At 68.6% G+C, this 23545-nt stretch carries 24 protein-coding genes and 1 pseudogene; 10 read left to right on the top strand and 15 right to left on the bottom strand.

The window, feature by feature from the left end:
- Nucleotides 1-350 precede the first annotated feature (350 nt).
- The 7 genes from fliL to fliR all read left to right on the top strand — a co-directional run bounded on the left by fliL (nt 351) and on the right by fliR (nt 4954).
- Nucleotides 351-857: a flagellar basal body-associated protein FliL gene (fliL, locus tag BLV92_RS01875; RefSeq protein WP_090541753.1), complete on the top strand. Its 507-nt coding sequence runs from the start codon at nt 351-353 to the stop codon at nt 855-857.
- Between the two features lie 61 nt (nt 858-918).
- The gene (gene fliM / locus BLV92_RS01870; RefSeq protein ID WP_090541751.1) at nt 919-1917 is read left to right on the top strand and encodes a flagellar motor switch protein FliM; all 999 of its coding nucleotides are present in this window, start codon (nt 919-921) and stop codon (nt 1915-1917) included.
- Nucleotides 1910-2374, top strand: a complete 465-nt coding sequence (gene fliN, locus BLV92_RS01865; protein WP_090541749.1) for a flagellar motor switch protein FliN — start codon at nt 1910-1912, stop codon at nt 2372-2374. The genes fliM and fliN overlap by 8 nt, the downstream gene beginning before the upstream one ends.
- Entirely contained in the window at nt 2371-2985 is a 615-nt protein-coding gene (fliO, locus tag BLV92_RS01860; protein WP_090541747.1) for a flagellar biosynthetic protein FliO, read from the top strand. Before fliN ends, fliO begins: the two co-directional genes overlap by 4 nt.
- Nucleotides 2986-2987: 2 nt before the next feature.
- On the top strand, nt 2988-3812 hold the full coding sequence (gene fliP / locus BLV92_RS01855) for a flagellar type III secretion system pore protein FliP (RefSeq protein ID WP_090541744.1): 825 nt from the start codon (nt 2988-2990) through the stop codon (nt 3810-3812).
- Nucleotides 3813-3840: 28 nt separating this feature from the next.
- On the top strand, nt 3841-4110 hold the full coding sequence (gene fliQ / locus BLV92_RS01850) for a flagellar biosynthesis protein FliQ (RefSeq protein WP_090541742.1): 270 nt from the start codon (nt 3841-3843) through the stop codon (nt 4108-4110).
- Between the two features lie 52 nt (nt 4111-4162).
- The gene (gene fliR / locus BLV92_RS01845; protein ID WP_090541740.1) at nt 4163-4954 is read left to right on the top strand and encodes a flagellar biosynthetic protein FliR; all 792 of its coding nucleotides are present in this window, start codon (nt 4163-4165) and stop codon (nt 4952-4954) included.
- A gap of 72 nt (nt 4955-5026) precedes the next feature.
- Here the strand turns inward: fliR and flgL are convergent, their stop codons facing one another.
- The 12 genes from flgL to BLV92_RS01785 form a co-directional block, all read right to left on the bottom strand.
- Nucleotides 5027-6268: a flagellar hook-associated protein FlgL gene (gene flgL, locus BLV92_RS01840; RefSeq protein ID WP_090541738.1), complete on the bottom strand. Its 1242-nt coding sequence runs from the start codon at nt 6266-6268 to the stop codon at nt 5027-5029.
- A gap of 11 nt (nt 6269-6279) precedes the next feature.
- Nucleotides 6280-8289, bottom strand: a complete 2010-nt coding sequence (gene flgK / locus BLV92_RS01835) for a flagellar hook-associated protein FlgK (RefSeq protein WP_090541736.1) — start codon at nt 8287-8289, stop codon at nt 6280-6282.
- A 190-nt stretch (nt 8290-8479) separates the two neighbouring features.
- Complete coding sequence (locus BLV92_RS01830) at nt 8480-9235, bottom strand: flagellar brake protein (protein ID WP_090541734.1); 756 nt, start codon at nt 9233-9235, stop codon at nt 8480-8482.
- A gap of 221 nt (nt 9236-9456) precedes the next feature.
- Complete coding sequence (gene flgJ / locus BLV92_RS01825) at nt 9457-10398, bottom strand: flagellar assembly peptidoglycan hydrolase FlgJ (RefSeq protein WP_090541731.1); 942 nt, start codon at nt 10396-10398, stop codon at nt 9457-9459.
- Nucleotides 10399-10410: 12 nt separating this feature from the next.
- Entirely contained in the window at nt 10411-11613 is a 1203-nt protein-coding gene (locus tag BLV92_RS01820) for a flagellar basal body P-ring protein FlgI (protein ID WP_090541729.1), read from the bottom strand.
- On the bottom strand, nt 11607-12311 hold the full coding sequence (flgH, locus tag BLV92_RS01815) for a flagellar basal body L-ring protein FlgH (RefSeq protein WP_090541727.1): 705 nt from the start codon (nt 12309-12311) through the stop codon (nt 11607-11609). The genes BLV92_RS01820 and flgH overlap by 7 nt, the downstream gene beginning before the upstream one ends.
- A 39-nt stretch (nt 12312-12350) precedes the next feature.
- Entirely contained in the window at nt 12351-13139 is a 789-nt protein-coding gene (gene flgG, locus BLV92_RS01810; RefSeq protein ID WP_090541725.1) for a flagellar basal-body rod protein FlgG, read from the bottom strand.
- Between the two features lie 57 nt (nt 13140-13196).
- Nucleotides 13197-13955 carry a flagellar basal-body rod protein FlgF gene (gene flgF, locus BLV92_RS01805; RefSeq protein WP_090541723.1) on the bottom strand — a complete coding sequence of 253 codons (759 nt, stop codon included), beginning with the start codon at nt 13953-13955 and terminating at the stop codon, nt 13197-13199.
- A 26-nt stretch (nt 13956-13981) separates the two neighbouring features.
- Entirely contained in the window at nt 13982-15190 is a 1209-nt protein-coding gene (flgE, locus tag BLV92_RS01800; protein ID WP_090541721.1) for a flagellar hook protein FlgE, read from the bottom strand.
- 19 nt (nt 15191-15209) lie between these two features.
- The gene (locus tag BLV92_RS01795; protein ID WP_090541719.1) at nt 15210-15914 is read right to left on the bottom strand and encodes a flagellar hook assembly protein FlgD; all 705 of its coding nucleotides are present in this window, start codon (nt 15912-15914) and stop codon (nt 15210-15212) included.
- Nucleotides 15915-15935: 21 nt separating this feature from the next.
- The gene (flgC, locus tag BLV92_RS01790; protein ID WP_090541717.1) at nt 15936-16361 is read right to left on the bottom strand and encodes a flagellar basal body rod protein FlgC; all 426 of its coding nucleotides are present in this window, start codon (nt 16359-16361) and stop codon (nt 15936-15938) included.
- A 98-nt stretch (nt 16362-16459) separates the two neighbouring features.
- Nucleotides 16460-16963, bottom strand: a complete 504-nt coding sequence (locus BLV92_RS01785) for a flagellar basal body protein (protein ID WP_090541716.1) — start codon at nt 16961-16963, stop codon at nt 16460-16462.
- A gap of 216 nt (nt 16964-17179) precedes the next feature.
- On the opposite strand from BLV92_RS01785, the gene flgA reads away from it, so the two are divergent.
- The 3 genes from flgA to BLV92_RS01770 all read left to right on the top strand — a co-directional run bounded on the left by flgA (nt 17180) and on the right by BLV92_RS01770 (nt 19461).
- Nucleotides 17180-18535, top strand: coding sequence for a flagellar basal body P-ring formation chaperone FlgA (flgA, locus tag BLV92_RS01780; protein WP_090541714.1), 1356 nt, complete (start codon nt 17180-17182; stop codon nt 18533-18535).
- Nucleotides 18536-18635: 100 nt separating this feature from the next.
- Entirely contained in the window at nt 18636-18968 is a 333-nt protein-coding gene (gene flgM, locus BLV92_RS01775) for a flagellar biosynthesis anti-sigma factor FlgM (RefSeq protein ID WP_090541712.1), read from the top strand.
- 43 nt (nt 18969-19011) lie between these two features.
- A complete protein-coding gene (locus BLV92_RS01770; protein WP_090541710.1) occupies nt 19012-19461 on the top strand; it encodes a flagella synthesis protein FlgN in 450 nt (149 codons plus the stop codon).
- Nucleotides 19462-19600: 139 nt separating this feature from the next.
- Here BLV92_RS01770 and BLV92_RS01765 read toward each other — a convergent pair whose 3' ends face one another.
- The 3 genes and pseudogenes from BLV92_RS01765 to flhF form a co-directional block, all read right to left on the bottom strand.
- Nucleotides 19601-20332: an RNA polymerase sigma factor FliA gene (locus BLV92_RS01765; protein ID WP_090541708.1), complete on the bottom strand. Its 732-nt coding sequence runs from the start codon at nt 20330-20332 to the stop codon at nt 19601-19603.
- Nucleotides 20333-20548: 216 nt separating this feature from the next.
- A pseudogene (locus tag BLV92_RS01760) lies at nt 20549-21385 on the bottom strand (MinD/ParA family ATP-binding protein); the annotation flags it as partial.
- Nucleotides 21378-23270, bottom strand: coding sequence for a flagellar biosynthesis GTPase FlhF (flhF, locus tag BLV92_RS01755; protein WP_090541706.1), 1893 nt, complete (start codon nt 23268-23270; stop codon nt 21378-21380). The gene flhF and the pseudogene BLV92_RS01760, both read right to left, overlap by 8 nt.
- Between the last annotated feature and the right edge of the window lie 275 nt (nt 23271-23545).

The raw sequence follows: 23545 nt of genomic DNA, 5'->3' as shown, positions 1-23545 counted from the left end.
GTCGGCGGCATCTCGCGCTTCGTCACGAAGAAGGACCTCGGCTCGCGCGCCGAGGTCCCTGTCGTTGCGCGCGATGCGCGGACCACCCGCCCTGTAGCATCGTCGCGCCCTCCCCGGACCGCGCAACGCCCATCGCCAGCGGTGCTCATCACCCGCGACGGCGCGCGTCGCTGGCCCGCGCATCGCATCGCGCATCGCCGCTGCCAGAAGCGCCTTCGCGCATCGCCTATCCCGCCCGCCGCGACAAATCCGCGAGATAGCCGCAAATCCCCCTTCTATTCCCCCCATCGCGGCGGGCCAAAAGCCAGAACAATGCACGCTACCGGCATTAACGCAGGCTTACGACCGAAATGGCGACTCCGACCGCACAGCAGCAACCCGTAGCACCGCCCGCCAACCCTGGCCCGATCAAGCGTCTGCTGCTGATCGCGCTGATCGCGATCCTCGCGGCGGGCGCCGCCGCGGGCGGCACCTGGTACTTCCTGTCGCGCCACCAGACGAGGGCGCCGGCGAGCGCGATCGCGCTGCCGCAGCAGACCACGCCGGTGTTCTTCGTGCTCGACCCGATGACGGTGAACCTGCTGTCCGAGGACGGCGAGACGCACTACCTGCGCATCGGCCTCACGCTGCGCCTCAGCGATCAGGAGACCCAGGACTACCTGACCCAGCACATGCCGGAGATCCGCAGCCGCGTGCTGCTCGCGCTGTCGAACAAGCATCCGGCCGACCTCGCGCCGCTCGAAGGCAAGCGCGCGCTCGCGACCGAACTCGCGGCGCTGATCTCGCAGCCGTCCGATCCGCACAGCAAGCCGGTGCGCATCGACGAAGTGCTGTTCACCGAATTCGTCGTTCAGTGACCGCGATGAACGCGCCGCGCAACAACCGTCCGTCCCGACCGGAGCCGTCCGCATCATGAGCATGGGTCACGACGAATTCATGTCGCAGGAGGAGGTCGATGCCCTCCTCAAAGGCGTCACCGGCGAAACCGACCAGGAATCCAGCCAGTCGGAGCAGGCCGGCGTTCGCCCGTACAACATCGCGACGCAGGAAAGGATCGTTCGCGGCCGGATGCCCGGCCTCGAAATCATCAACGAACGTTTCGCGCGCCTGTTGCGGGTCGGCATCTTCAACTTCATGCGGCGCACCGCCGAAATCTCGGTCGGCCCGGTGCGCGTGCAGAAGTACAGCGAGTTCACCCGCAACCTGCCGATCCCGACGAACCTGAACCTCGTGCACGTGAAGCCGCTGCGCGGCACGTCGCTGTTCGTGTTCGATCCGAACCTCGTGTTCTACGTGGTCGACAACCTGTTCGGCGGCGACGGGCGCTTCCATACGCGCGTCGAGGGCCGCGACTTCACGCAGACCGAGCAGCGCATCATCTCGAAGCTGCTGCAACTGGTGTTCGAGCACTACACGAACGCGTGGAAGAGCGTGCGCCAGCTGCAGTTCGAGTTCGTGCGCTCGGAAATGCACACGCAGTTCGCGAACGTCGCGACGCCGAACGAAATCGTGCTCGTCACGCAGTTCTCGATCGAGTTCGGCACCACGGGCGGCACGCTGCACATCTGCATGCCGTACTCGATGATCGAGCCGATCCGCGACGTGCTGTCGTCGCCGATCCAGGGCGAAGTGCTCGACGTGGACCGCCGCTGGGTGCGCGTGCTGTCGCAGCAGGTGCAGGCCGCCGAGGTCGAGCTGACCGCCGACCTCGCGCAGATCCGCGCGACTTTCGAGCAGATCCTGAACATGAAGGCGGGCGACGTGCTGCCGATCAACATCCCCGAGCAGATCGTCGCGAAGGTCGACGGCGTGCCGGTGATGGAATGCGGCTACGGAATTTTCAATGGTCAATACGCGTTGCGGGTCCAGAAGATGATCAGCGCAGCGGACACGATGAAGGAAGGTGGATATGAGTGACGTCAACGCGACGCCTGCAAGCGAGCCCGTGAAGGAGCCCGTCCCGGAAGTCGTGGCCCAGGCTGCGGCGAGCGACGAGATGGACGACTGGGCCAGCGCCCTCGCGGAGCAGAACGGCCACGAGTCGGAAGTGTCGGCGGCCGGGTCGGCCGGCGTGTTCCAGCCGCTGTCGAAGGTCGTGCCGACCACGACGCACAACGACATCGACATGATCCTGGACATCCCCGTCCAGATGACGGTCGAGCTGGGCCGCACGAAGATCGCGATCCGCAACCTGCTGCAGCTGGCGCAGGGCTCGGTCGTCGAACTCGACGGCCTCGCCGGCGAGCCGATGGACGTGCTCGTGAACGGCTGCCTGATCGCGCAGGGCGAAGTCGTCGTCGTGAACGACAAGTTCGGCATCCGCCTGACCGACATCATCACGCCGGCCGAGCGCATCAGGAAGCTGAACCGATGAAATCCGCCGCAGCACGCGGCGCGATCGTGATCGCGCGCCGCGGCGCCGCGGCGGTCCGCGTGTGCATTCGTAACAGCCTTCGCAGCCGCCTGCGGGCCGCGCGACATGCGGCGGCGATACTCGCCGCGCTGGCCGCGCCGTTCGGCGCGCACGCGGCCGATCTCCAGGCCGTGAACCAGGCCAGCCGCGCGGCGAGCGTCGCGTCGGCGGTCGGCGCGGGCACGGCGGTGCCGTCGCTCGGCTTCGGCGCGCTGCTGCAATCGGTTCTCGGTCTCGCGGTCGTGCTCGCGGTCGTGTTCGGCTGCGCATGGCTCGCGCGCCGGCTCGGCCTTCAGCCGGCGCACCGCAACGCGCTCGTCAAAACGGTCGGCGGCGCGTCGCTCGGCGGCAAGGAGCGCGTCGCGGTCGTCGAGGTCGGCGACACGTGGCTCGTGCTCGGCGCGGCGCCCGGCAACGTGCGGCTCCTTCACACGATGCCGGCCGGCGCGCTGCCGGACGCCGGCGCGGTCACGCCCGGCGCGCTGCCGGGCACCTTCGGACAACGCTTTCGCGACGCGCTGAAAGGCGAAGTCGGCAAACGTTTCGGCCGTCCCGACGGCGGAGCGAAGTAATCATGCAGTGCAGTTCCGTTCTTCCGTCGCCGCACGGCGACGCCCGCCCCGCGCGGCCCGCCGCCGCGCGCGCCTCGTCCGCCGCGCGCTACGCACTCCCGCTCGCGGCCGCCGCACTGAGCTTCGTGCCGCATCTCGCGCACGCGCAGGCGGCCGGCCTTCCCGCGCTGACCTCGACCCCCGGCCCGAACGGCGGCACCACCTACACGCTGAGCGTGCAGACGATGCTGCTGCTCACGATGCTGACGTTTCTGCCGGCGATGGTGCTGATGATGACGAGCTTCACGCGCATCATCATCGTGCTGTCGCTGCTGCGCCAGGCGATGGGCACGACGACGACGCCGCCGAACCAGGTGCTGGTCGGGCTCGCGCTGTTCCTCACGCTGTTCGTGATGTCGCCGGTGCTCGACAAGGCGTATCAGGACGGCTACAAGCCGTTCGCGGCCGGCACGCTGTCGATGGACGACGCGGTGCAGCGCGGCGTCGCGCCGTTCAAGACCTTCATGCTGCGGCAGACCCGCGAATCCGACCTCGCGCTGTTCGCGCGGATCTCGCACGCGGAGCCGATGCAGGGGCCGGAGGACGTGCCGCTGTCGCTGCTCGTGCCGGCGTTCGTCACGAGCGAGCTGAAAACCGGCTTCCAGATCGGCTTCACCATCTTCATCCCGTTCCTGATCATCGACATGGTGGTCGCGAGCGTGCTGATGTCGATGGGTATGATGATGATGTCGCCGGCGACGATCTCGCTGCCGTTCAAGCTGATGCTGTTCGTGATGGTCGACGGCTGGCAGATGCTGATCGGCTCGCTCGCGCAGAGCTTCACGTAATGCCGGCCCACGCAGGAGGATTCACGCGATGACGCCCGAAACCGTAATGACGCTCGCGCACGAGGCGATGTACGTCGCGCTGCTGCTCGCCGCCCCGCTGCTGCTCGTGTCGCTCGTGGTCGGCCTCATCGTCAGCCTGTTCCAGGCGGCCACGCAGATCAACGAAACGACGCTGTCGTTCATCCCGAAGCTCGTCGCGGTCGCGGTGACGCTCGTGATCGCCGGCCCGTGGATGCTGTCGACGCTGCTCGACTACATGCGCCACATGTTCAACAGCATCCCGTCGCTCGCCGGCTAGGCCGCCCGGCCGCCCGCGCCCGCTTCTTGTCCCCCGCCCCGGTTTCGCTCCGATGTTCTCGGTCACCTACGCGCAGCTGAACGTCTGGCTCACCGCGTTCCTGTGGCCGTTCGCGCGGATCCTCGCGCTCGTCACGAGCGCGCCGTTCCTCGGCCATCGCGCGATTCCCGCGCGCGTGAAGATCGGCCTTGCCGCGTGCGTCACGCTGATCGTCGCGCCGACGCTCGGCCCGCTGCCGCAGGCGACGGTGTTTTCCGCCGACGGCGTGTGGATCCTCGTGAACCAGTTCCTGATCGGCGTCGCGCTCGGCTTCGTGATGCAGGTGGTGTTCGCCGCGGTGACGACGGCCGGCGACCTGATGGGGCTCGGCATGGGGATCGGTTTCGCGACCTTCTTCGATCCGCAGGCGCAGAGCAACTCGGCCGCGCTGTCCACGTGGCTGAACGCGATCGCGGTGCTCACGTTCCTCGCGCTCGACGGCCACCTGCAGATGATCGCGGCGCTCGTCGAGACGTTCCGCCTCGTGCCGGTGGACGCGAACGTGCTCGCTGCGCCCGGCTGGCGCCTGCTGTCGGACTGGACCGCGATGGCGATGTCCGCCGGGCTGCTGCTGTCGCTGCCGGTCGTGATCGCGCTTTTGATCGCGAACCTGTCGCTCGGCATGCTGAACCGCGCGGCGCCTCAGATCGGGATTTTCCAGATCGGCTTCGCGATCACGATGCTGGTCGGAATGCTGCTGATCCAGATGATGATGCCGAACATGATTCCGTACTTCGCACGGCTGTTCGACAACGGGATCGAGGAGATGGGACGGATGGCGGCGGCGCTGCGTCCGCCGCACTGACCGGACTGCGGCGCGGCGCGCGGCGGCGAGGCATCGAGGCCCGCCGCCGCGCGCCGGCGCGGACGGCGTGGATTACGAGTTCAGGTACTTGAACAGCGACATCCCCTGCACCTGCGAGAAGCTCTGCTGCGACGCGCTCAGCGCGTTCTGAAGCTGCACGAACTGGCTCAGCGCCGCGACCATGTCGGTGCCGGTCAGGTCCGCGAGGTTGCTCTGCACCTGCGTCGAGTTGGTCGTCGTGACCGTCTGCAGCGCCTGCAATTCCTGCTCGCGGCCGCCGACGCCCGCCTGCACCGTCGTCACGTTGTCGATCGTGTTCTGCAGCTGGGTCATCGCAGTCGTCATCGAGTTCTGCAGCGCCGCCGCGCCCGTCGCATTGTTCGCGACCGGCTGGTTCAGCGCCGCGATCGCGTTGTCGATCGCCGCGAAGATGTCCGCGTTGCCCTGCGTGTTCGGCTGCGTCACGGTGAACGAGTCGCCGTCCGCCGGCGTGCCGGAGATCGACAGCGACATGCCGGTGCCGAGCTGGATCGGCTGCCCCGCGGTGTACGTCTGGTCGCTGGCGAGCGCGGTCGGCGGCGTGGTCGAGTTGTCCATCACGCTGTAGGTCAGCGAGCCGGTCGCGGTCGAGAACACGATGCCGTACGGCGTGTCGTTGCTGGCCGCCGACGGGTCGTTGACGGTCGCGGCCGTGATGATGCCGGTGCCGGTGTTGCCCGCCGAACCCGCCGAGACCGGCGACGAGCCGACCGCCGGCGCGGTCAGGAACACCGCCGAGCCCGGATCGTTGGTCTGGATCTGCCGGTTGTCGCTGACCTGCACGAGCTGCACGCCGTTGTCGCCGGCATACGTGACCGCTCCCGACGAATCGGTCGTGAACGGCTGCGCGCTGCCCTGGAAGCCGCCGAACACATACGAGCCGTCACCGTTTCGCGCGTTCGCGAGCGACAGCAGCTGGTTGCGTTCGCCTTCGAGTTCCTGCGCGATCGCCGCGCGGTTCGCGTCGGACAGCGACGCGTCGCCGGCATGCACGAGCGACGTGTTGATCGACGTGAGCGTGCTCAGCACGTTGCCGAGCGTCGAGTCTTCCTGGCCCAGCGACGACAGCGCGAGATTCTGGTTCGTCGCGTACTGCGCGAGCGTCGCGGACGTGGAACTGAGCTGCACGGCCTGCGCGGCCGCGACCGGATTGTCGCCGGCCGTCTGCAGGGCCACGCCGCTCGATACCTGCTGCTGGAGTTCGAGAAGCTGGGATTGCTGGTCCTCCATCGTCTGCATCGTGGACGAAAAGAGCTGGGAGGTAGCGATTCGCATCGTTCAATGCCTCACTGGAAGATGCCGAGCAGCGTCTGGAACAACGTCGCTGCCGTCTGGATGACCTTGCTGTTGGCCTGGTAGAGCTGCTGGTACTGCATCAGGTTCGCGGCTTCCTCGTCGAGGTTGACGCCCTGCACCGACTGCTGCTGCGACGTCAGCTGGCTCACGAGCGACGCCTGCGACGTCGTCGACGCCTTCAGCTGCCCCACCGTGTTGCCGACGCCGTTGATGTAGTTCGCGTACGCGTTCGTCAGCGTGCTGCTCGACATCGCCGTGCTCGACGTCAGGTTCGACATCGCCAGCGCGTTCGTGCCGTCCTTCGTGCCGCCGACGTTCGACGCGAGCGTGAACGAGTCGCCGTCGTCCGGCTTGCCCGACAGCGTGAAGCTCACGCCGCTCAGGTCGCTGCCGTCCGGGTTCGTGATCGAGACCGTCGCGCCGAGCGACGGGTCGTACTGGACCGGCGGCGTCGCGTTGCCGGAGCCGTCGATCGTCGACGTGACCGGCGTGTTCGAGCCCGGCACCGTCACCGTGACCGTCGAGCCCGGCGCGAAGCCGGACAGCGTGCCGGGCTGGCCGGGCGACGCGGGCGCCTGGTACGAGATGGTCGTCGGCGTGGACGGCACGACGAAACCCGGCGCGCTGCCGACCGACTGCGTGATGGTCGCGCTGCCGGTGTTGGTCGTCGCGGCCGTGCCGACGATCGGCGACGCCGCCGCGATCGCGGACGGGTCGGAAGTCACCAGCGCGAACGAGTCGAGCGCGCCGCGCGTCGGCTGGATCGTGAACGAGTCGCCGGCGTTCATCGTGCCGTTGACCGTCGCGGACAGGCCGCTGCCGGACAGCGCGTCGTCGATCGACGTGCCGCTGCCGACGGCCTGGCCGGTCGTCTTGTCGGTCAGCGTGTAGTTCGTGCCGTCGAACGACAGCGTGTAGTCGTCGCTCGGCGGCGACTCGGGGTCCGTCAGCGACACGTCGAGCGTCGCGTCGCCGGTGTTCTTCGCGTTGTTGATCACGTTCGGCGCGCCGACCGAGATCAGGTCGCCGCCCTCGGTGCCGCCGAGCGTGAGGCCGAGCGCGTTCTGCGCGTTCAGCTGCGCGGCGAAGCTGGTCGCGATCGCGCCGAGCTGCGCTTCGGCCGGGTCGAGCGTGCCGCTGCGAAACGACAGCAGGCCGCCGATCGTGCCGCCCGTCAGCGCCGCGCTGGACAGTTGCTGCGGCGGCGTGGTCGCGCCCGGCAGCCCCTGATACGCGACGTCCATTTCGCTCGGGTCCGACGCCGAGACTTCCGTCGTCAGGTTGAAGTTCTGCGAACCGACCACGAGCGGCTGGCCGTTGCCGAGGAACAGGCTATAACCGTTGCTGTTCTGCACCACCTGCACGCCGACGAGCTGCGACAGGTTCGCGACCACCTGGTCGCGGGTGTCGAGCAGCTGGTTCGGCGGCTGGCCCTGCGCGGTCGCGGACGCGATCTCCGTGTTCAGCTGCGCGATCTGCTGCGAATACTGGTTGACCTGCGACACCGTCGACTGCAGCTGCGTGTTGATGCTCGCGCGGATCGACGAGTACTGCTGGCCCGCCTGGTTGATCTGGTCGACGAGCGTCTGCGCGTCGCTGATCGCGGACTGCCGCGTCGCGACGTCGGCCGCGTTGGTCGAGATCGCCTGCAGGCCGGTGAACACCGCGGTGATCGCCGACGCGATGCCGCCCGTCGGGCTGCCGATCAGGTTGTTAAGCTGCGTCGCGAGCTGGTACGACGCGTTGAGCGAGCTGTTCGTCGACTGCGCGTTGTTCAGCGCGCTCGTCAGATACTGGCTGTACGCGCGCTGGATGGTCGCCGTCTGCACGCCGCCGCCGACGTAACCCGAGCCCGAGTACTGGCCGTCCGCTTCCTGGTACACCGGCCGTTCGAGCACGTAGCCGGGCGTGGACGAGTTGCTGATGTTCTCGCTGCTGGTCGCGAGCCCCAGCTGGGCTGCCTGCAGACCGCTCAAACCGATCGATAAAATGTCGCTCATGCGTCATCCTGTATGGCCGGAATCGCTTCAGACGGCCGCGTTGGTGAACATCCCGTATAACGGCCGCGCGACGGGAAAATTGAGCGTCGGCGGCACCTTCCCGCGCGCGCGGCGCGGGTTTTCTGCGTAGCTTTCGGACAGCGAACGGACGCCGCGCGCGGCATCGCGCCCGGGGGACACCCCGCTGGGTTCAGGTGCGCGCGAGCGCGCGGCGCTTCATTTCGAGCTGCGTGATGTAGCGTTGCAGCGTGTTTTCGGCGGTGCCGGGCAGCGAGTCGAAGCGGAACCCGAGGTGATAGCGGCGCACGCCGTCGGGCTGGTCGATCACGCGCAGCGCGACGAGGCACAGATCGACGGACAGCTTGCCGACGGTGCGCAGTTCGAGCGTCGCGCCCGGAATCTCCGAGCCGACCACGAGCGAGGCCACGCGTTCGTCGGTCGTGCGCAGGCCGACGCCGCCGAGCGACAGGTCGCGCACTTCGTAGTCGAAGTGGCCGCCCTCGTGGGGCAGCTCGCCGCTGCACATGCACGGCTCGAACACCGGCGTGTCGACGCGGAAATACTCGCGCCGCTGCCGGTAGAACAGCACTTCGGGAAACGGCGCGACGAACGCCGGCCGCCCTTCGAACTGGGTTTGCTGCGGCGCGGGCGTTCTGAAATCGACGCTCACGCCGTCCGGCGACGCGCGGAACTGGCAAAACTCGACGTTGAGCAGATCGCGGTTCTGCTCGGGCAGCGCGCCCCAGTCGAACACGAACGTGCGACCGCGCACGTCCACGTCGAGGATGCGCGTGACGAGCTGGCCGTTCCGGTAATGGAGCGTCAGAAAATCGCCGCGGTTGAGAAGATTACGCAGCTGAACGCCGACTTCGAGCGGATTGCGACGTCCATAATCGTGGCCGTCGTCTTCATCCGACTCCGTGTGGTTCGACTCTACGGTATTCATGGGCTTGCCGGAATTTCGTGGACTTGCGGGCGCTGCGTCCGTCTTCGGTCGCGCGCGCCGCCGGGCGGATGGCCGCCCTCTGCTTGCTCATCTGCAATAGCGGCAAAGCGTCCCGAAAGTTTAGGGCCGCTCTGCAAAAAGTTTTCGCGCCGCCTGCCGGGAAGCCCCACCCGCAGAACACCCGCGCGATCCGCGCCGAACGCGTCCGCGCCCGGCGGACGTCACACCATCTGCTGCATGATGGACATCAGCTTCTTCGCGTAGTGCGGGTCGGTCGCGTAGCCGGCGCGCTGCATTCCCTGCGCGAAGCCTTCCGCGCTGCGCGAGCCGGTGATCACCGACGCGTAGCGCGGGTTGTTCTTCAGCATGCTCGCGTAGTCGGCCATTGCGTCGTCGTACGAATCGTACGCGCGGAACTTCGCCTGCACGCGATGCGCCTGGCCGTTCACGTACTCGGTCGTCGTCGCGGTCACGGTCTTGCCGGTCCAGCCCCGGGTCGCCTTGATGCCGAACACGTTGTGGCTCGTCGAGCCGTCCGCGTGCCGGATCTCGCGCTTGCCCCAGCCGGATTCGAGCGCCGCCTGGCCGACGATGAAACGCGCCGGAATGCCGGTCGAGGCGCTCGCCTGCTGCGCCGCGCCGGCGAGCTTGTCGACGAACGCGTCGGTGTCCGGCGAATCGCCGTTGCCGCGCAGCGGCGGCGTGAGCGCGCTGTTCGCGCCGTACCCCGAACCGCTCGCGAGCGCGCCGTTCGCGGCCGAATTGCCGTATGCGCGGCCGAGCGCGTCGAGCATCTTCAGGTTGCCCGCGCTCGCGCCGCCGCCCATGCCGTCCGCGCCGCCGCCCATGCTGCGGGTCAACTGCTTGATCATCGCGTCCGCGACGCCGATGCCCTTCGACGACATCTGCTGCGACATCTGCTGGTCGAGCATCGACGTAAACGTGTCGCCGTCGTGCGAATCGAACGGGCTGTCGCTCGGCGTCGCGTCGCGCATGCTCTTCAGCATCATCTGCGTGAACACCGCGTCGAACTGCTTCGCGGCCATCTTCACGCCTTGCTGCGGCGCGGCGTTCGCGGCCGCGCGCAGCGCGTCGAAGCCCTGCACGTCGAGCGCGAAGCGGTTCGTCAGGTCGAGACTGGAAGTGACTTTCGAGTTGTCCATCGTCGCAAGTCCTTAAATGATTTCGAGGTCTGCGCGCAGTGCGCCTGCCGCCTTCATCGCCTGCAGGATCGACATCAGATCCGCGGGCGTCGCGCCGAGCGCGTTCAGCGCCTTCACGACGTCGGCGAGGTTCGCGCCGGCGGTCACGAGCTTCAGCGAGCCGTTGTCCTGCTTCAGCTGGATCTGCGACTGCCGCGCGGCGACGGTGTTGCCGTTCGAGAACGCGCCCGGCTGGCTCACGACCGTCTGGGTGTTGACGACCACCGACAGATTGCCGTGCGCGACCGCGCAGCTTTGCAGCGTGACCATCTGGTTCATCACGATCGAGCCGGTGCGCGCATTCAGGATCACCTTCGCGGCCGGCTGCGCCGGGCGCACGTCGAGGTCCTGGATCTGCGCGATGAAACCGACCTGCTGGCCGGGATCGGTCGGCCCGTGCACCTGGATCGTGCGGCCGTCGAGCGGCGTCGCGGTGCCCGCGCCGAACATGTTGTTGATCGCCGCGACGATGCGCTGCGTCGTGTCGTAGTCCATGTCGTTGACGGCCATCTGCAGCAGGCCCGTCGCCTGCGCGACCGGCGCCGGCACCGAGCGCTCGACGATCGCGCCGGCCGCGACGCGGCCCGCCGCGAGCTGGTTCACCTGCACGCGGCTGCCGTTCGCGGACGCGCCCGCGCCGCCGACCGCCACGTTGCCCTGGGCGAGCGCGTACACCTGGCCGTCCGCGCCCTTCAGCGGCGTCAGCAGCAGCGTGCCGCCGCGCAGGCTCTTCGCGTTCGCGAGCGACGACACGGTCACGTCGATCGCTTCGCCGGGCCGCGCGAACGGCGGCAGCGTCGCCGTCACCATCACCGCGGCGACGTTCTTCAGCTGCATGTTCGTCAGCGCCGAACTGCCGCCGCCGTTCGCGCCCGACGTGTTGTTGATCGAGATGCCGAGGTTCGCGAGCATGTTCGCGAGCGTCTGCGTCGTGAACGGCGCCTGGGTGGTCTGGTCGCCGGTGCCGTCGAGGCCGACCACGAGGCCGTAGCCGATCAGCGGGTTGTCGCGCACGCCCTGGAACGACACGAGGTCCTTCACGCGCTCCGCGCGCGCGCTGCCCGAATACGCGAGCAGCACGCCGCACGCGAACACGAGGCTGACCGCCGCGCCGAGCGCGACGAGCGCGTCCTTGAACGACGAACGGCGGCGGCCGTGGAAGCGGATCTTCACCATGGCGCGACGTTCAGGAAAAAGCGTTGCAGCCAGCCCATCGTTTCCGCTTCGTCGATGTAGCCCTTCGCCGAGTATTCGATTTTCGCGTCGGCGACTTCGGTGGACGCCACGGAGTTGTCGCCGGCGACGGTGTTCGGGTTCACGACGCCGGAGAAGCGCACGAACTCGTTGCCCTGGTTGATCAGCATCTGCTTCTCGCCGGACACGACGAGGTTGCCGTTCGGCAGCACGTTCGTCACGGTCACGGTGAGCACGCCGTTGAACGTGTTCGACGCGTTCGCGCCGCCGGTCGCGTCGAACTGGTTCGCGCCCTGGGCGTTCAGGTTCGTGCGGGAGAACAGGCCGCTCAGAAAACCCGCGGTCGGCACCGAGAACGACGACGAGCCGGCGCGCTTCGTGTTCGCGCCGGACGACTTCGTCGCGTTGATGTTTTCCGCAATCACGATCGTCAGGATGTCGCCGATGTTGCGCGGACGCTGGTCCTCGAACAGCGGACGGCCCGCGTAACCCGGATTGAAGATCGCGCCGGGCGACGAGTTGACGGGCGGCATCGGCGGCGCGGCCGTCATCGGCTGCTGCGTGATGGGCTGCTTCGGCACCATCGCGCAGCCCGCGAGCACGGCCAGCGCAGCGCCCGCCGCGACGGCGGCGAGCGACGGGACGCGCTTGCGGGAATGGATACGGACGGAGTGCGCCATGCGTTTCACCAACGGACTAGCTCGATTGCGACAGCGGCTTCACACCGACATCTGGCTCAGGGTCTGCAGCATCTGGTCGGACGTCGTGACCGCCTTGCTGTTGATCTCGTACGCGCGCTGGGTCTGGATCATGTTCACCAGTTCCTGCACGACGTTCACGTTCGACGACTCGACGTAACCCTGATTCAGCGTGCCGGAGCCGTTCAGGCCCGGCGTCGTGATCGTCGGCGCGCCGGACGACGCGGTTTCCGAGTACAGGTTCTCGCCGTTCGACTGCAGGCCGGTCGGGTTGATGAACATCGCCAGTTGCAGCGAGCCGATCGTCGTGTTGTTGCTCGAACCGGGCGTCGTCACCGTGACGACGCCGTCGCTGCCGACCGTCAGCGACAGCGCGTTCGCCGGCACCGTGATCGCCGGGATCACCTGGTAGCCGCTCGACGTGACGAGCTGGCCCTGCTGGTTGGTCTGGAACGAGCCGTCGCGCGTGTATTGCGTCGTGCCGTCGGGCATCTGCACCTGGAAGAAGCCCTGGCCGTTGATCGCCACGTCCTTCGAGTTGCCGGTCTGCTGCAGGTTGCCCTGCGTGAACAGGCGCTCGGTCGCGACCTGCTGCACGCCGGTGCCGACCTGGCTGCCGGACGGCAGTTCGGTTTCCTGCGTCGAGTTCGCGCCGGGCTGACGCAGCGTCTGGTACATCAGATCCTCGAACACGGCGCGCGAGCCCTTGAAGCCATTGGTGCTCACGTTCGCGAGGTTGTTCGAGATGACGTCCATCTGCGCCTGCTGCGCATTCATGCCGGTGGCGGCGATATAGAGCGAACGGTTCACGGTGAATCCTCTTTTCGTCCATCGGCCGCGCGTCGCGCGGCCGGCGGGTCGTCAAACTTAGCTGAAATTGAGCAGCTGGTTGGCGCTCTGCTCGTTCTGGTCGGCGGTTTGCAGCATCTTGGTCTGCAGCTGGAACTGCCGCGCGTTCGTAATCATCGACACCATCGCCGCGACCGGATTGACGTTGCTGCTTTCGAGCGATTCGGTCGCGACCTGCACGGTCGGGTCCGGGTCCGCGGGATTGCCGTCCGCGGTCCGGAACAGGCCGTCGTCGCCGCGCTGCATCGAACCCGCGGGCGGGTTCACGAGCTTCAGCTGGTCGATCATCGCGACCGTGTTCGGCGGGTTGCCCGGCGCGAGCGCCGACACCGTGCCGTCCGAGCCGATCGTCACTTCCGAGCCGGGCGGCACCGCGATCGGCCCCTGCCCGCCGAGCACCGGCAGGTTGTTCGCGGTCATCAGCTGACCGTTCTCGTCCACGTGCAGGTTGCCGCCGCGCGTGTACGCCTCGTTGCCGTCCGGCGTCTGCACCGCGAGCCAGCCCTGGCCCTGCACCGCGACGTCGAGCGGGTTGCCGGTGTGCGTGATCGCGCCCGGGGTCATGTCCGAACCCGGCGTCGCGGACAGCACGAACGTGCGGGTCGTGTCGTTGTTGACGGACGAGCCGTCGCCGAACGCCATCGGCACCGAGCGGAAGTTCGCGAGCTGCGCGCGAAAACCCGTGGTCGACACGTTCGCCAGATTGTTCGCGACGACGGTTTGCTGTTCGAGCGCCTGGCTCGCACCCGTCATCGCCGTATAGATCAGTCGGTCCATGATGTGCCCGGATCGCGAGTGCCGCGTTACAGGTTCAGCAGCGTCTGGTCGACGGTCTGCTGCGTCTTGATCGTCTGCGCGTTCGCCTGGTAGTTGCGCTGCGCGGTGATCAGGTCGACGAGCTGGTTCGTCAGGTTCACGTTCGACGCCTCGATCGCGCCGCCCGTCAGCGAGCCGTGGTTCGTGCTGCCCGGTGTCGACACCTGCGGCGCGCCCGACTCCGAGGTCTGCGCGTACTCGTTGCCGCCGAGGTCGTGCAGCCCGTTCGGGTTGTTGAAGGTCGCGAGCACGATCTGGCCGAGCGCCTGGGTCTGGCCGTTCGAATACTGGCCGGTCAGCGTGCCGTCCGCGCCGACCGTGAAGCCCGTCAGCTGGCCGGTCGCGTAGCCGTCCGGCTGCACGTTGTACGGGCCGTTGGCGGAGCCGTACTGGGTCGTGCCGGTCACGTTGATCGTGATCTGCTGGTTCGTCGCGGCGCCGTCGGTCGGGTCCACGGTGACCGTCATCTCGCCGTTCGTCGGCGACGTCAGGTTGCCGCCCTGGTCGAACTGCATCGAGCCGACCTGGGTCGCGTTGCCCGCGGTGCCCGCGTACACGTCCCAGTTGCCGGTCGAATTCATCACGTAGTAGACGTTGAGCGTCTGCTTGCCGCCGAGCGAGTCGTAGACCACGGCCGACGTCGAGTAGTTGTACGAGGTCGAATCGCTCTCGCTGAACGGCGTCGTGGCCGGCGGCGACTGCTGCGCGTTCAGGTTCACCGACGCGTCCACGTTCGCGGTCGGCTGCGGCGCGAGGTTCGTCGTCGGCACCTGCAGCGGCACGGTGGACGCCGTGTTGATGACGCCGCTCGCGTTCGCCGCGTAGCCCATCAGCTGCAGGCCCTGCGCGTTCACGATGTCGCCGTTCGGGTCGAGCTGGAACACGCCGTTGCGCGAATACGTGATCGAGCCGTTATCCGACATCTGGAAGAAGCCGCTGCCGTTGATCGCGACGTCGAGCGACTGGCCGGTCGTCGTGATCGTGCCCTGCGAGAAGTCCTGCTGCACTTCGGACAGCGACGCGCCGAGACCGATCTGCGTGTTGACCGACGATGCGAGCGTGTTCGCGTACACGTCCTGGAACTGCGCGGTGCTTTGCTTGAAGCCGACAGTGTTCGCGTTCGCGATGTTGTTGCCGATCACGTCGAGGTCGTTCGACGCCGCGGCGAGACCGCTCAAGCCTTGCTGATAGCCCATGGATTTCTCCGTTCCTGAATCAGAGGATGGCCGCGACGCTCGAAAGCGGGACCGTGTTGCCGTTCGAAAGGGCGAGGCCCGCCGAGCCGTCCGCCTGCTGGATCACGCTCTGCACCTGGCTCGCGGCGAGCGTCGTCGCCGACGAGGTCTTGCCGTTGATGGTCTGCGTCGCGGAGATCGTGTACGTGCCGTCCGGCAGCACGTTGCCCTGCGCGTCCTTCGGCGTCCACGTGAGCGGCACGTTGCCCGCCGACTGCGGGCCGAGGTCGACCGTGTTGACGACCTTGCCGGCGCTGTTCGTGATCGTCACCGTGACGTCCGACACGTCGGCCGGCAGCGACACGCCGATCGCGGTCGCGGCGCCGTCGGACACGCTGACGCTCGACGACGGCGCGAGCACGGTCGAGCCGATCAGCAGCGCGGCCTGTGCGTTCTGGCCGGCGGACAGCTGCGTCGACAGCGACGACAGCGAGTCGTTCAGCGACTGGATGCCGGACACCGTGTTGATCTGCGCGAGCTGCGAGGTCATCTGCGAGCTGTCCATCGGATCGGTCGGATCCTGGTTCTGAAGCTGCGCGACGAGCAGTTGCAGGAACGTCTGCTGAAGATCGGCGCCGCTCGTGCCGCTCGCGGACGACGACGACGAATTCGTGCCGTTCATCGTGTCGAGCAACTGCTGCGACACGGTGGCGGAATTGCCGCCGATGCTGGTGTTGGTGGTCAACGCTTTCTCCTTTTATCCGTATCAGGTGCCGATCGTCAGCGTCTTGAGCATCAGCTGCTTCGCCGTGTTCAGCGTCTCGACGTTGGCCTGGTACGAGCGCGATGCCGAGATCATGTTCACCATTTCCTGCACCGGATCGACGTTCGGCATCGTCACGTAGCCGTCGCCGTTCGCGGCCGGATTCTCCGGGTCGTAGACGGTCTTCATCGGCGTCGGGTCGTCGACCACGCCGGTCACCTTCACGCCGCCGACCTGCTGGCCGGACGCGGTATGCGCGCCGCCGAGCGGGTTCACCGCGAACACGACCTGCTTCGCGCGGTACGGCTGGCCGTCCGGCCCGGTCGTGCTGTCGGCGTTCGCCAGATTGGACGCCGTCACGTTCAGACGCTGCGACTCCGCGGACATCGCGGAGCCGGCAACGTTGAAGATGTTCATCAGGGATGGCATGGCTCGTTCACCTCAGTGGACGTTTTGCGTTGGTCTCTACGTTGCGTGTGGTTTGCTGCTTTGCTGCTGTGTCGCTATGCGCGCATTCGCTGCCGCGCTCAGCTGCCCGACGTGATCGCGGACAGCATCGTCTTGATCTGCTGCGACAGCACGGTCATCCCGCTCTCGAAGTGCAGCGAGTTGTCCGCGAACTGCACGCGCTCGGTGTCGAGATCGACCGTGTTGCCGTCGAGCGCCGGCTGCACCGGCACGCGGTACATCAGCGGACTCGTGTAGTTGTCGGACGGGCCGCCCGTCGGCTCCAGCCGCGTGTTGCCCGCCATGTGTCCGGCTTCGGTCGCCGCGAGCGTCATCCCGCTCGACACGCTGACCGGCTGCGCCATCGCGAGCGGCCGGCCGTTGCCCGCCGCCATGCCGGACGGCCCGCTCGCGCCGACGCGCTTCAGCGCGCCCGCGAGCGATGCGTTGAAATCGACGTCGCGCGCCTGGTAACCCGGCGTGTCCGCGTTCGCGATGTTCGACGACAGCAGCGTCTGGCGCGTCGAGCGCACGTCGAGCGCTTCGCGGCCGAAGGCAAATTCCGCGTCGAGTTTGTCCAGCATCGGGATCTCTCCGTTACGCCGTTACGGCGACAATGAGGGCGGCGACGGCGCGCGGACGAGACTCGCGCACCTTTTCGCATGGAGAGGAATGTTAGGGGCGCAGTGCAACAACCAATCGGACGAATAGCCGGGTAAGCCCCCCTCTATTCGACATTAGGGCGAGGGGGCCGCCGCCTAGAATGCGATGCGTACCAGTGCATTCGATGGAGAACGACGATGTCGCAGCCAGTCCGATCCCGCGCCCCCGCCGAGCGCGGCGCGCGGGTCCCGTCCGGCCCCCGCCGGATGACGGCGCGCGCATCGTCCGGCCGAACGCTCGCGGGTGCCGTGCTCAGTGGCATGCTCGGCTGCGCATTGGGCTGCGTGGGCTGGGCGCTCGCCGCGAACGCGCAGGCGCAGCAGCAGGAAGGCGGGCCGGTCTACATCGCCGGCCCCGGCGACCGCTCCGGCGCGGACGCGGCGGCGATGAACGCGATGCTTCAGGCGAACGCGAACGCGCGCGCCGCCGCGAACGCGCCGCTGCCGACGCCTGCCGCGATCGCCGCGCCGTCGCGCCCGGCCACGCCGCCCGGCACGATCACGATTCCCGGACCGGGCGAGCGCGCGGCGGCCGACGCGGGCGCCGATACGTCCGCGCCGCAGATCGTCACGATCCCCGGTCCCGGCCAGCGCGCGGTGCCGCCGGCGGCGAACGGGCCTGCCGTCCCGATGGCCGCGCAACGCGCGCCGGCCGCGCTGCAACGCGTAAGCGTCGCGCCGGCCGCGAACCGCGTCGTGCCGGTCACCGTCGACGCGCAGCAACCCGCCCGGCTGCCGGCGGTCGCCGTCGCCATGCCGAGGACTGCGCTGAATGCCGCAAGCGCGCCGGCCATGGCGAACGCAAACGCCGCCAATGCCGCAGGCACCATGAACAACTCGCCGGCCGCGGCCGCGCAACCGGCGCCGCCGGGCCAGCAGGACGGCGAATCGGTCCGCGCGGCCGCGCTCGCGTTCCTGCAACAGCAGTCGGCCGGCCTGCCAGGCCGCGTCAGCATCACCGTCGCACAGGTGTTTCCGCGCGGCCTCGCCGCGTGCACGTCGCTGGAGCCGTTCCTGCCGCCGGGCGCGCGGATGTGGGGCCGCACGACGGTCGGCATCCGCTGCGTCGGCGAGCGGCCGTGGACGCTGTACGTGCAGGCGCGCGTCGCGGTCCAGGTGACCTACTACACCGCGGCGCGCCCGATCGCGCCCGGCGACTCGCTCGCCGCCACCGACCTGCTGCCGCGCGAGGGCGACCTCGCGAGCCTGCCGCAGACCGTGATCACCGATCCGTCGCAGGCGCTCGGCGCGGTGTCGCTCGCGCGCATCGCGGCCGGCCTGCCGCTGCGCACCGACATGCTGCGCAGCGCGTCGTCGGTCGTGATCGGGCAGACCGTGAAGCTCGTCGCCGTCGGCCCGAGTTTCACGATTTCGACCGAGGGCAGCGTGCTGAACAACGCGGCGCCGGGCCAGCAGGTGCAGGTGCGGACAAGCGGGGGCCAGATCGTCACCGGCGTCGTGAAGGACGCGGCGACGGTGGAAGTGCAGATATGAGCGCCAGCACACGTAACAGGGTGTAACGCCGGGGCTTCAGTGCTAAAGTTCGGGCCGGTCGATGCCGTTATCTCGTTCAAATCGATCAGGAAAGCCCATCGTGAAAATTGATTCGAGTCAGTCCCGTGCGCGGTCGGCACAAGACGGCGTAGCGCGCACCCAGCAAGGCGGTTCCGCCGGCCAGGCCGGCAGTGCGTCGACCGGCGGCGCGAGCGCCACGGCATCCGGCGGCGGCGACGCGAGCGTCAGCCTGTCGTCGCTGTCGTCGCAACTTCGTTCGCTCGCGGCGTCCGGCGCCGCGGACATCGACACGGCCCACGTCGAGTCGATCAAGGACGCGATCCGCAACGGCACGTTGCAGATCGACACCGGCAAGATCGCTGACGGCGTGCTGGAAACGGCGCGCAGCCTGCTTCAACCGTCGGACAACTGAACCGACGACCCATTGACACATTGACCGCTGACCCGGGTTCGCCATGAAAGACGCCCTGCTCGCCACGCTGATCGACGAACACGCCACCGTCGAGGCATTCGCCTCGCTGCTCGCCTACGAAGAAAAGGCGCTGGCGTCGAACGACGCGCTCGCGTCGCTGCCGTCGATCGTCGAGCAGAAGACCGAACTGACGCAGCGGCTCGCGCAACTGGAAAAGGTGCGCGACGCGCAATTGACCGGTCTCGGCCTGCCGCGCGGCCGCAAGGGCATCGAAATGGCGTGCGCGGGCGACGCGCGGCTGTCGGGCCAGTGGGCGCTGCTGAAGGGCTCGACCGACCGCGCGCGCCGCGCGAACCTGCTGGTCGGCATGATGGTCAACACGCGGATGGAGCACAACCGCCGCGCGCTCGCGATCCTGCGCAGCGAGAGCCGCGGCGGCGGCAACTCGATGCTGTACGGTCCGGACGGGCGTCTGCCGGCATTCGGCGCGTAACGCTTGTAACGCTTAAAACCCCCGCCTTCGTCGGGCAGCCCGGATAACCGGCGCTGCCCGGCGCAAAGAAAAAGGCCGGATTCTCACGAATCCGGCCTTTTTCATTCATGCGCGCCGCGCCTGTGTGCCGCCGCCTGCCTCAGTTTGCCGTCTCGGCCCACGCCATCTCGCGCAGCCGCGTGCGCAGCCGCGCGACCGCCTGGCTGTGCAACTGGCACACGCGCGATTCGCTGACTTCCATCACCGCGCCGATCTCCCGCAGGTTCATCCCGCGCTCGTAGTACAGCGACATCAGCAGCTTCTCGCGCTCCGGCAGCCGCTCGATCGCCTCGACCAGCGCGCCGCGCAGGCTGTCGTCGAGCAGCGCGGACAGCGGGTCCGAGTGATCGACGCAGTAGCGGTCGAGAAACGGCTCGTCGTCCGCCGAGCGGTCGAAGTCCTCGTAGTAGATCAACTGGCTGCCGTGCAGGTCCTGCAACATGGACTGGTATTCGTCGAGCGGCATCTTCAGGTGATCGGCGATCTCCGTCTCGGTGGCCGAACGGCCGAGCCGCTGCTCGACCTGATGCACCGCCGTCTCCACTTCGCGCGACGTGCGCCGCAGGCTGCGCGGCAGCCAGTCGTTGCTGCGCAGCTCGTCGAGCATCGCGCCGCGGATGCGCTGGCTCGCGTAGGTCTCGAACTGCGCGCCCTGGTCTTCCTTGTAGCGGCTCGCCGCGTCCAGCAGGCCGATCATGCCGGCCTGGATCAGGTCGTCGAGGTCAACGCTCGCCGGCATCTTGGCGACGAGCTGAAGCCCGAGCCGCCGCACCAGCGGTGCATATCTGGCCAGCACATCGGCCTGCGAAATCTTTCCCTGAGCGTTGTACATCGTGCTCTCCTGCTTACTGGTCCGGAGCCGTTGCGCTGCCGGCGCTCACGCGTGATGCGTGGGACGCCGCGGCGCGGTCGGCCCGGTCTGCCAGCTCGCGTAGGCCGGCGCGGCCTCCGTGACCCTGGCATCGGTGGAAACTTCCGGAACGTCGGGCAGGCCTTCGACGCGCGCGCCGCCGAGCCCGTCGGCGGACGACAGCGGACCCGTGCGTTCCGCGAACGCGGCGGACGCCTCGGCGATCGACGCGGACGAGCGCGCGGCCAGCGCCGGGCGCATCGGCCAGTGCGGCAATTCGGACGCGAGGCGCCGGTAGTCGCGCGCGGCGGCCGTGGACGGGAACGCGTCGACGATGCAGCGCGCCAGCTCGACCGCGCGCGGCATGTGCGGGTCGGCGGCGATGCAGCCGGCGCTGTCGAGCGACACGGACAGATAACGGCTCGCGACGCCGACGAGGTTGTCCAGCACCACCTGCGCGTCGGCCTGGCTCTGCACGTGGTTCGCGACGACGTGGAACTGGCCGATCGCGTGCGCGAAATGCAGGCGCTTGATGCACGCGTAGGTGACGGTGATCTCCTGCGCGGTGATCCGCGTGACGATCAGCACGTCGTGCGCATGCAGCGCGAGCGGTGACAGCGCGCCGTCTTCGTCGAGCTGCGCGTCGATCAGCACGATGTCGGCGGGGCCGTTCAGCACCCTGCCGAGCTGTTCGGCGGAGTAGCGGGCGGCATTGCCGCGCGGCGCGGCGAGCACGCCGAAGCCCGGCGCGTGACGGGTCACCGCGTCGTCGAACGACAGCTCGTCGCGCATCAGCGCGTCGAAGCCGTCCGCCGCGCGCACGGCGCCGAGCGTCGCGGCGACCGACTGGCCGCCCGCGGTTTCGTCGATCACCAGCACGTTCTTGCCGAGACCGGTCAACGCCGCCGCGAGGTTCACGACGGTCGTCGTGGCCCCCTGCGCGCCGGGTCCGCCGGTCACCGCGATCACGCGCGGACCTTCGTATGCAAGCAGCCGGCGCAGCCCCTCTGCCTGATCGGTGACGAACTTATCCAAACCGGACCTCGTGAGCCTGCGCGTTCGAGCGCGCGGACAGCGCCGACAGCAGCGCCGGGATGTCGTCCTCGTGCGGGACGAACGGCGAGTTGTCGCGCGGCACGCAGAACGCGCTGCGGATCAGGAAGCGCCGCGTCGCGACGTACAGGTTCTCCGGCACCTTCTGGCCGGTCGAGACGTAATAGACCGGCAGCTTGTAGCGCAGCACGGTGTCGAGCGCGCCGCCGAGATTGGTCGCCTCGTCCAGCTTGGTCAGCACGCAGCCGCTGAGCGGCGCCTTGTCCGGCGAGCTTTCGTAGGCCTGCACGACTTCGTTCAGCGTGTCGCCGTGGCTCGTCGCGGACAGCAGCAGCAGGCGCTGCACCGGGCGGCCCGCGCTGCACAGCATCGCGATCTGGTCGGCGACCGCGCGGTCGCGCTGGCTCATGCCGATCGTGTCGACCAGCACGATGTGCTTGTTCTTCAGTTCGTTCAGCGCGAGTTGCAGGTCCGCGCCGTCGCGCACCGCGTGCACCGACACGCCGAGAATCCGGCCGAAGATGCGCAACTGCTCGTGGCCGCCGATCCGGTAGCTGTCGGTCGTCAGGAGCGCGACGCGGCTCGCGCCGAAGCGCATCACGCAGCGCGCGGCGAGCTTCGCGGTGGTGGTCGTCTTGCCGACCCCGGTCGGCCCCATCAGCGCGAACACGCCGCCGCGCTCCATCAGCGCTTCCTCGTTTTCGAGGACCGGCAGGTTCGATTCGAGCACCGACTGGATCCACTCCATGCCGGCCTCGGCGGTTTCGCATTCGGGCAGCCGGTCGATCACCATCTTCACGAGCTGCGCGGAGAAACCGGCCGCGAACAACTGCTTCGTCAGCGCGCCGTGGATCGGGCTGCGGCGCTGCCGCTCGCCCCACAGCAGGCCGGCGAACTGCTCTTCCATCATCCCGCGCATCGCCGCGAGTTCGTTCATCACCGTTTCGTTGACGACCTGCTCGATGCGCGCGCGCACCGCCTCGCCGACGCTCGCGGCCGCCGACTGGGTGGACTGCGCGGGCTGCGCGCCCGGGTTCACATTCGCGCCCGGCTCGTCGCCTTCGAGGCTCTGCCCGAGCCGCTGCGCCGCGCGGCGCGCGGCCAGTTGCGCGGCTTCGCGCGCCCAGTCCGGCGCGGCGCCGTCGGCCGGCTCGTCGCGCGGGTCGGCGGTCGAGCCGAGGCCCTTCGCCATCGCATCGGACGGCGTGATGCCCGCGCGCGTCGCTTCCTTGCCCGCGATGCGGCGCGCGTGATCGAGCAGCCACGGATTCGATTCGGCCATCGTCAGCGGCGGAACCGGCGTGTCGGTGAACGGCTTCATCGCGGCGGCGGCGAGCGCGTCGGCCGGGTCTTGCTGCGGCTGCTGCGAAAGCGCGGCCGTCGGGGCCGCCGGCGCGCGCCGTGCGGCCGGGTTGTTTTGCGCGGCGTCGTCCTGCAGGCGCAGCGCCGGACGCGGGATCGGCGCGGCGTCGCGCGCGAGCGAGATCTGCGCGTCCGCGAACGTGTCGGCATCCAGCCCGGCCGATGCGGGCGAACCGTCCGCGCCGACTTCCGGGCTTGCGCCGAACACCGACGAGAACACATCGGGCATTCCGCTCGCATACGGATTCGGCACGGGAGCCGGCGTCGAGCCGACGGCCGGCGCGACCGTGCGCGGCGTCTTCGGAGCCGGGGCCGCGCCATTCGCCGCCGCCGCGCCGTCGGTCTTCGCGATCGCCGCGAGGTCGCTGTCCGCGAGCGCGACGATCTCGACGCTGCCGTCGTCGAGCGTACGGTTCGACAGCACCACGGCGTCCGCGCCCAGTGCCTCGCGCACGAGGCGCAGCGCTTCGCGGCTGGTGGCGCCGATGAATTTGCGAATGTTCAAGCTGACCTCCGGTGAGGTAGGCGACGTATCCGCCGCCGGTCGTTTGCTGCGAGGCGGGGCCGCGCGCGCCGGATGCGCGCGTCGGGCCTTTGCCGATGTTGAGATTATTTCGAAGGAGCGCGCGTCATGATCGAGGGATCAACGCGGGGAAATGCGGGCAATTCGGGGAATTCGCGCGGACCGTCCGGAGGCGGGGGGACGGGCGGGCGGCGAAACGAAGCGCGGACGAAGCCGGCAACGGCACGGCGGCGACGCGGCTGACCCACGGGCAGGGG

It is taken from the genome of Paraburkholderia caballeronis (assembly GCF_900104845.1).
GTDB lineage: Bacteria > Pseudomonadota > Gammaproteobacteria > Burkholderiales > Burkholderiaceae > Paraburkholderia > Paraburkholderia caballeronis.
This window is presented reverse-complemented; position numbering and strand designations above follow the sequence as displayed.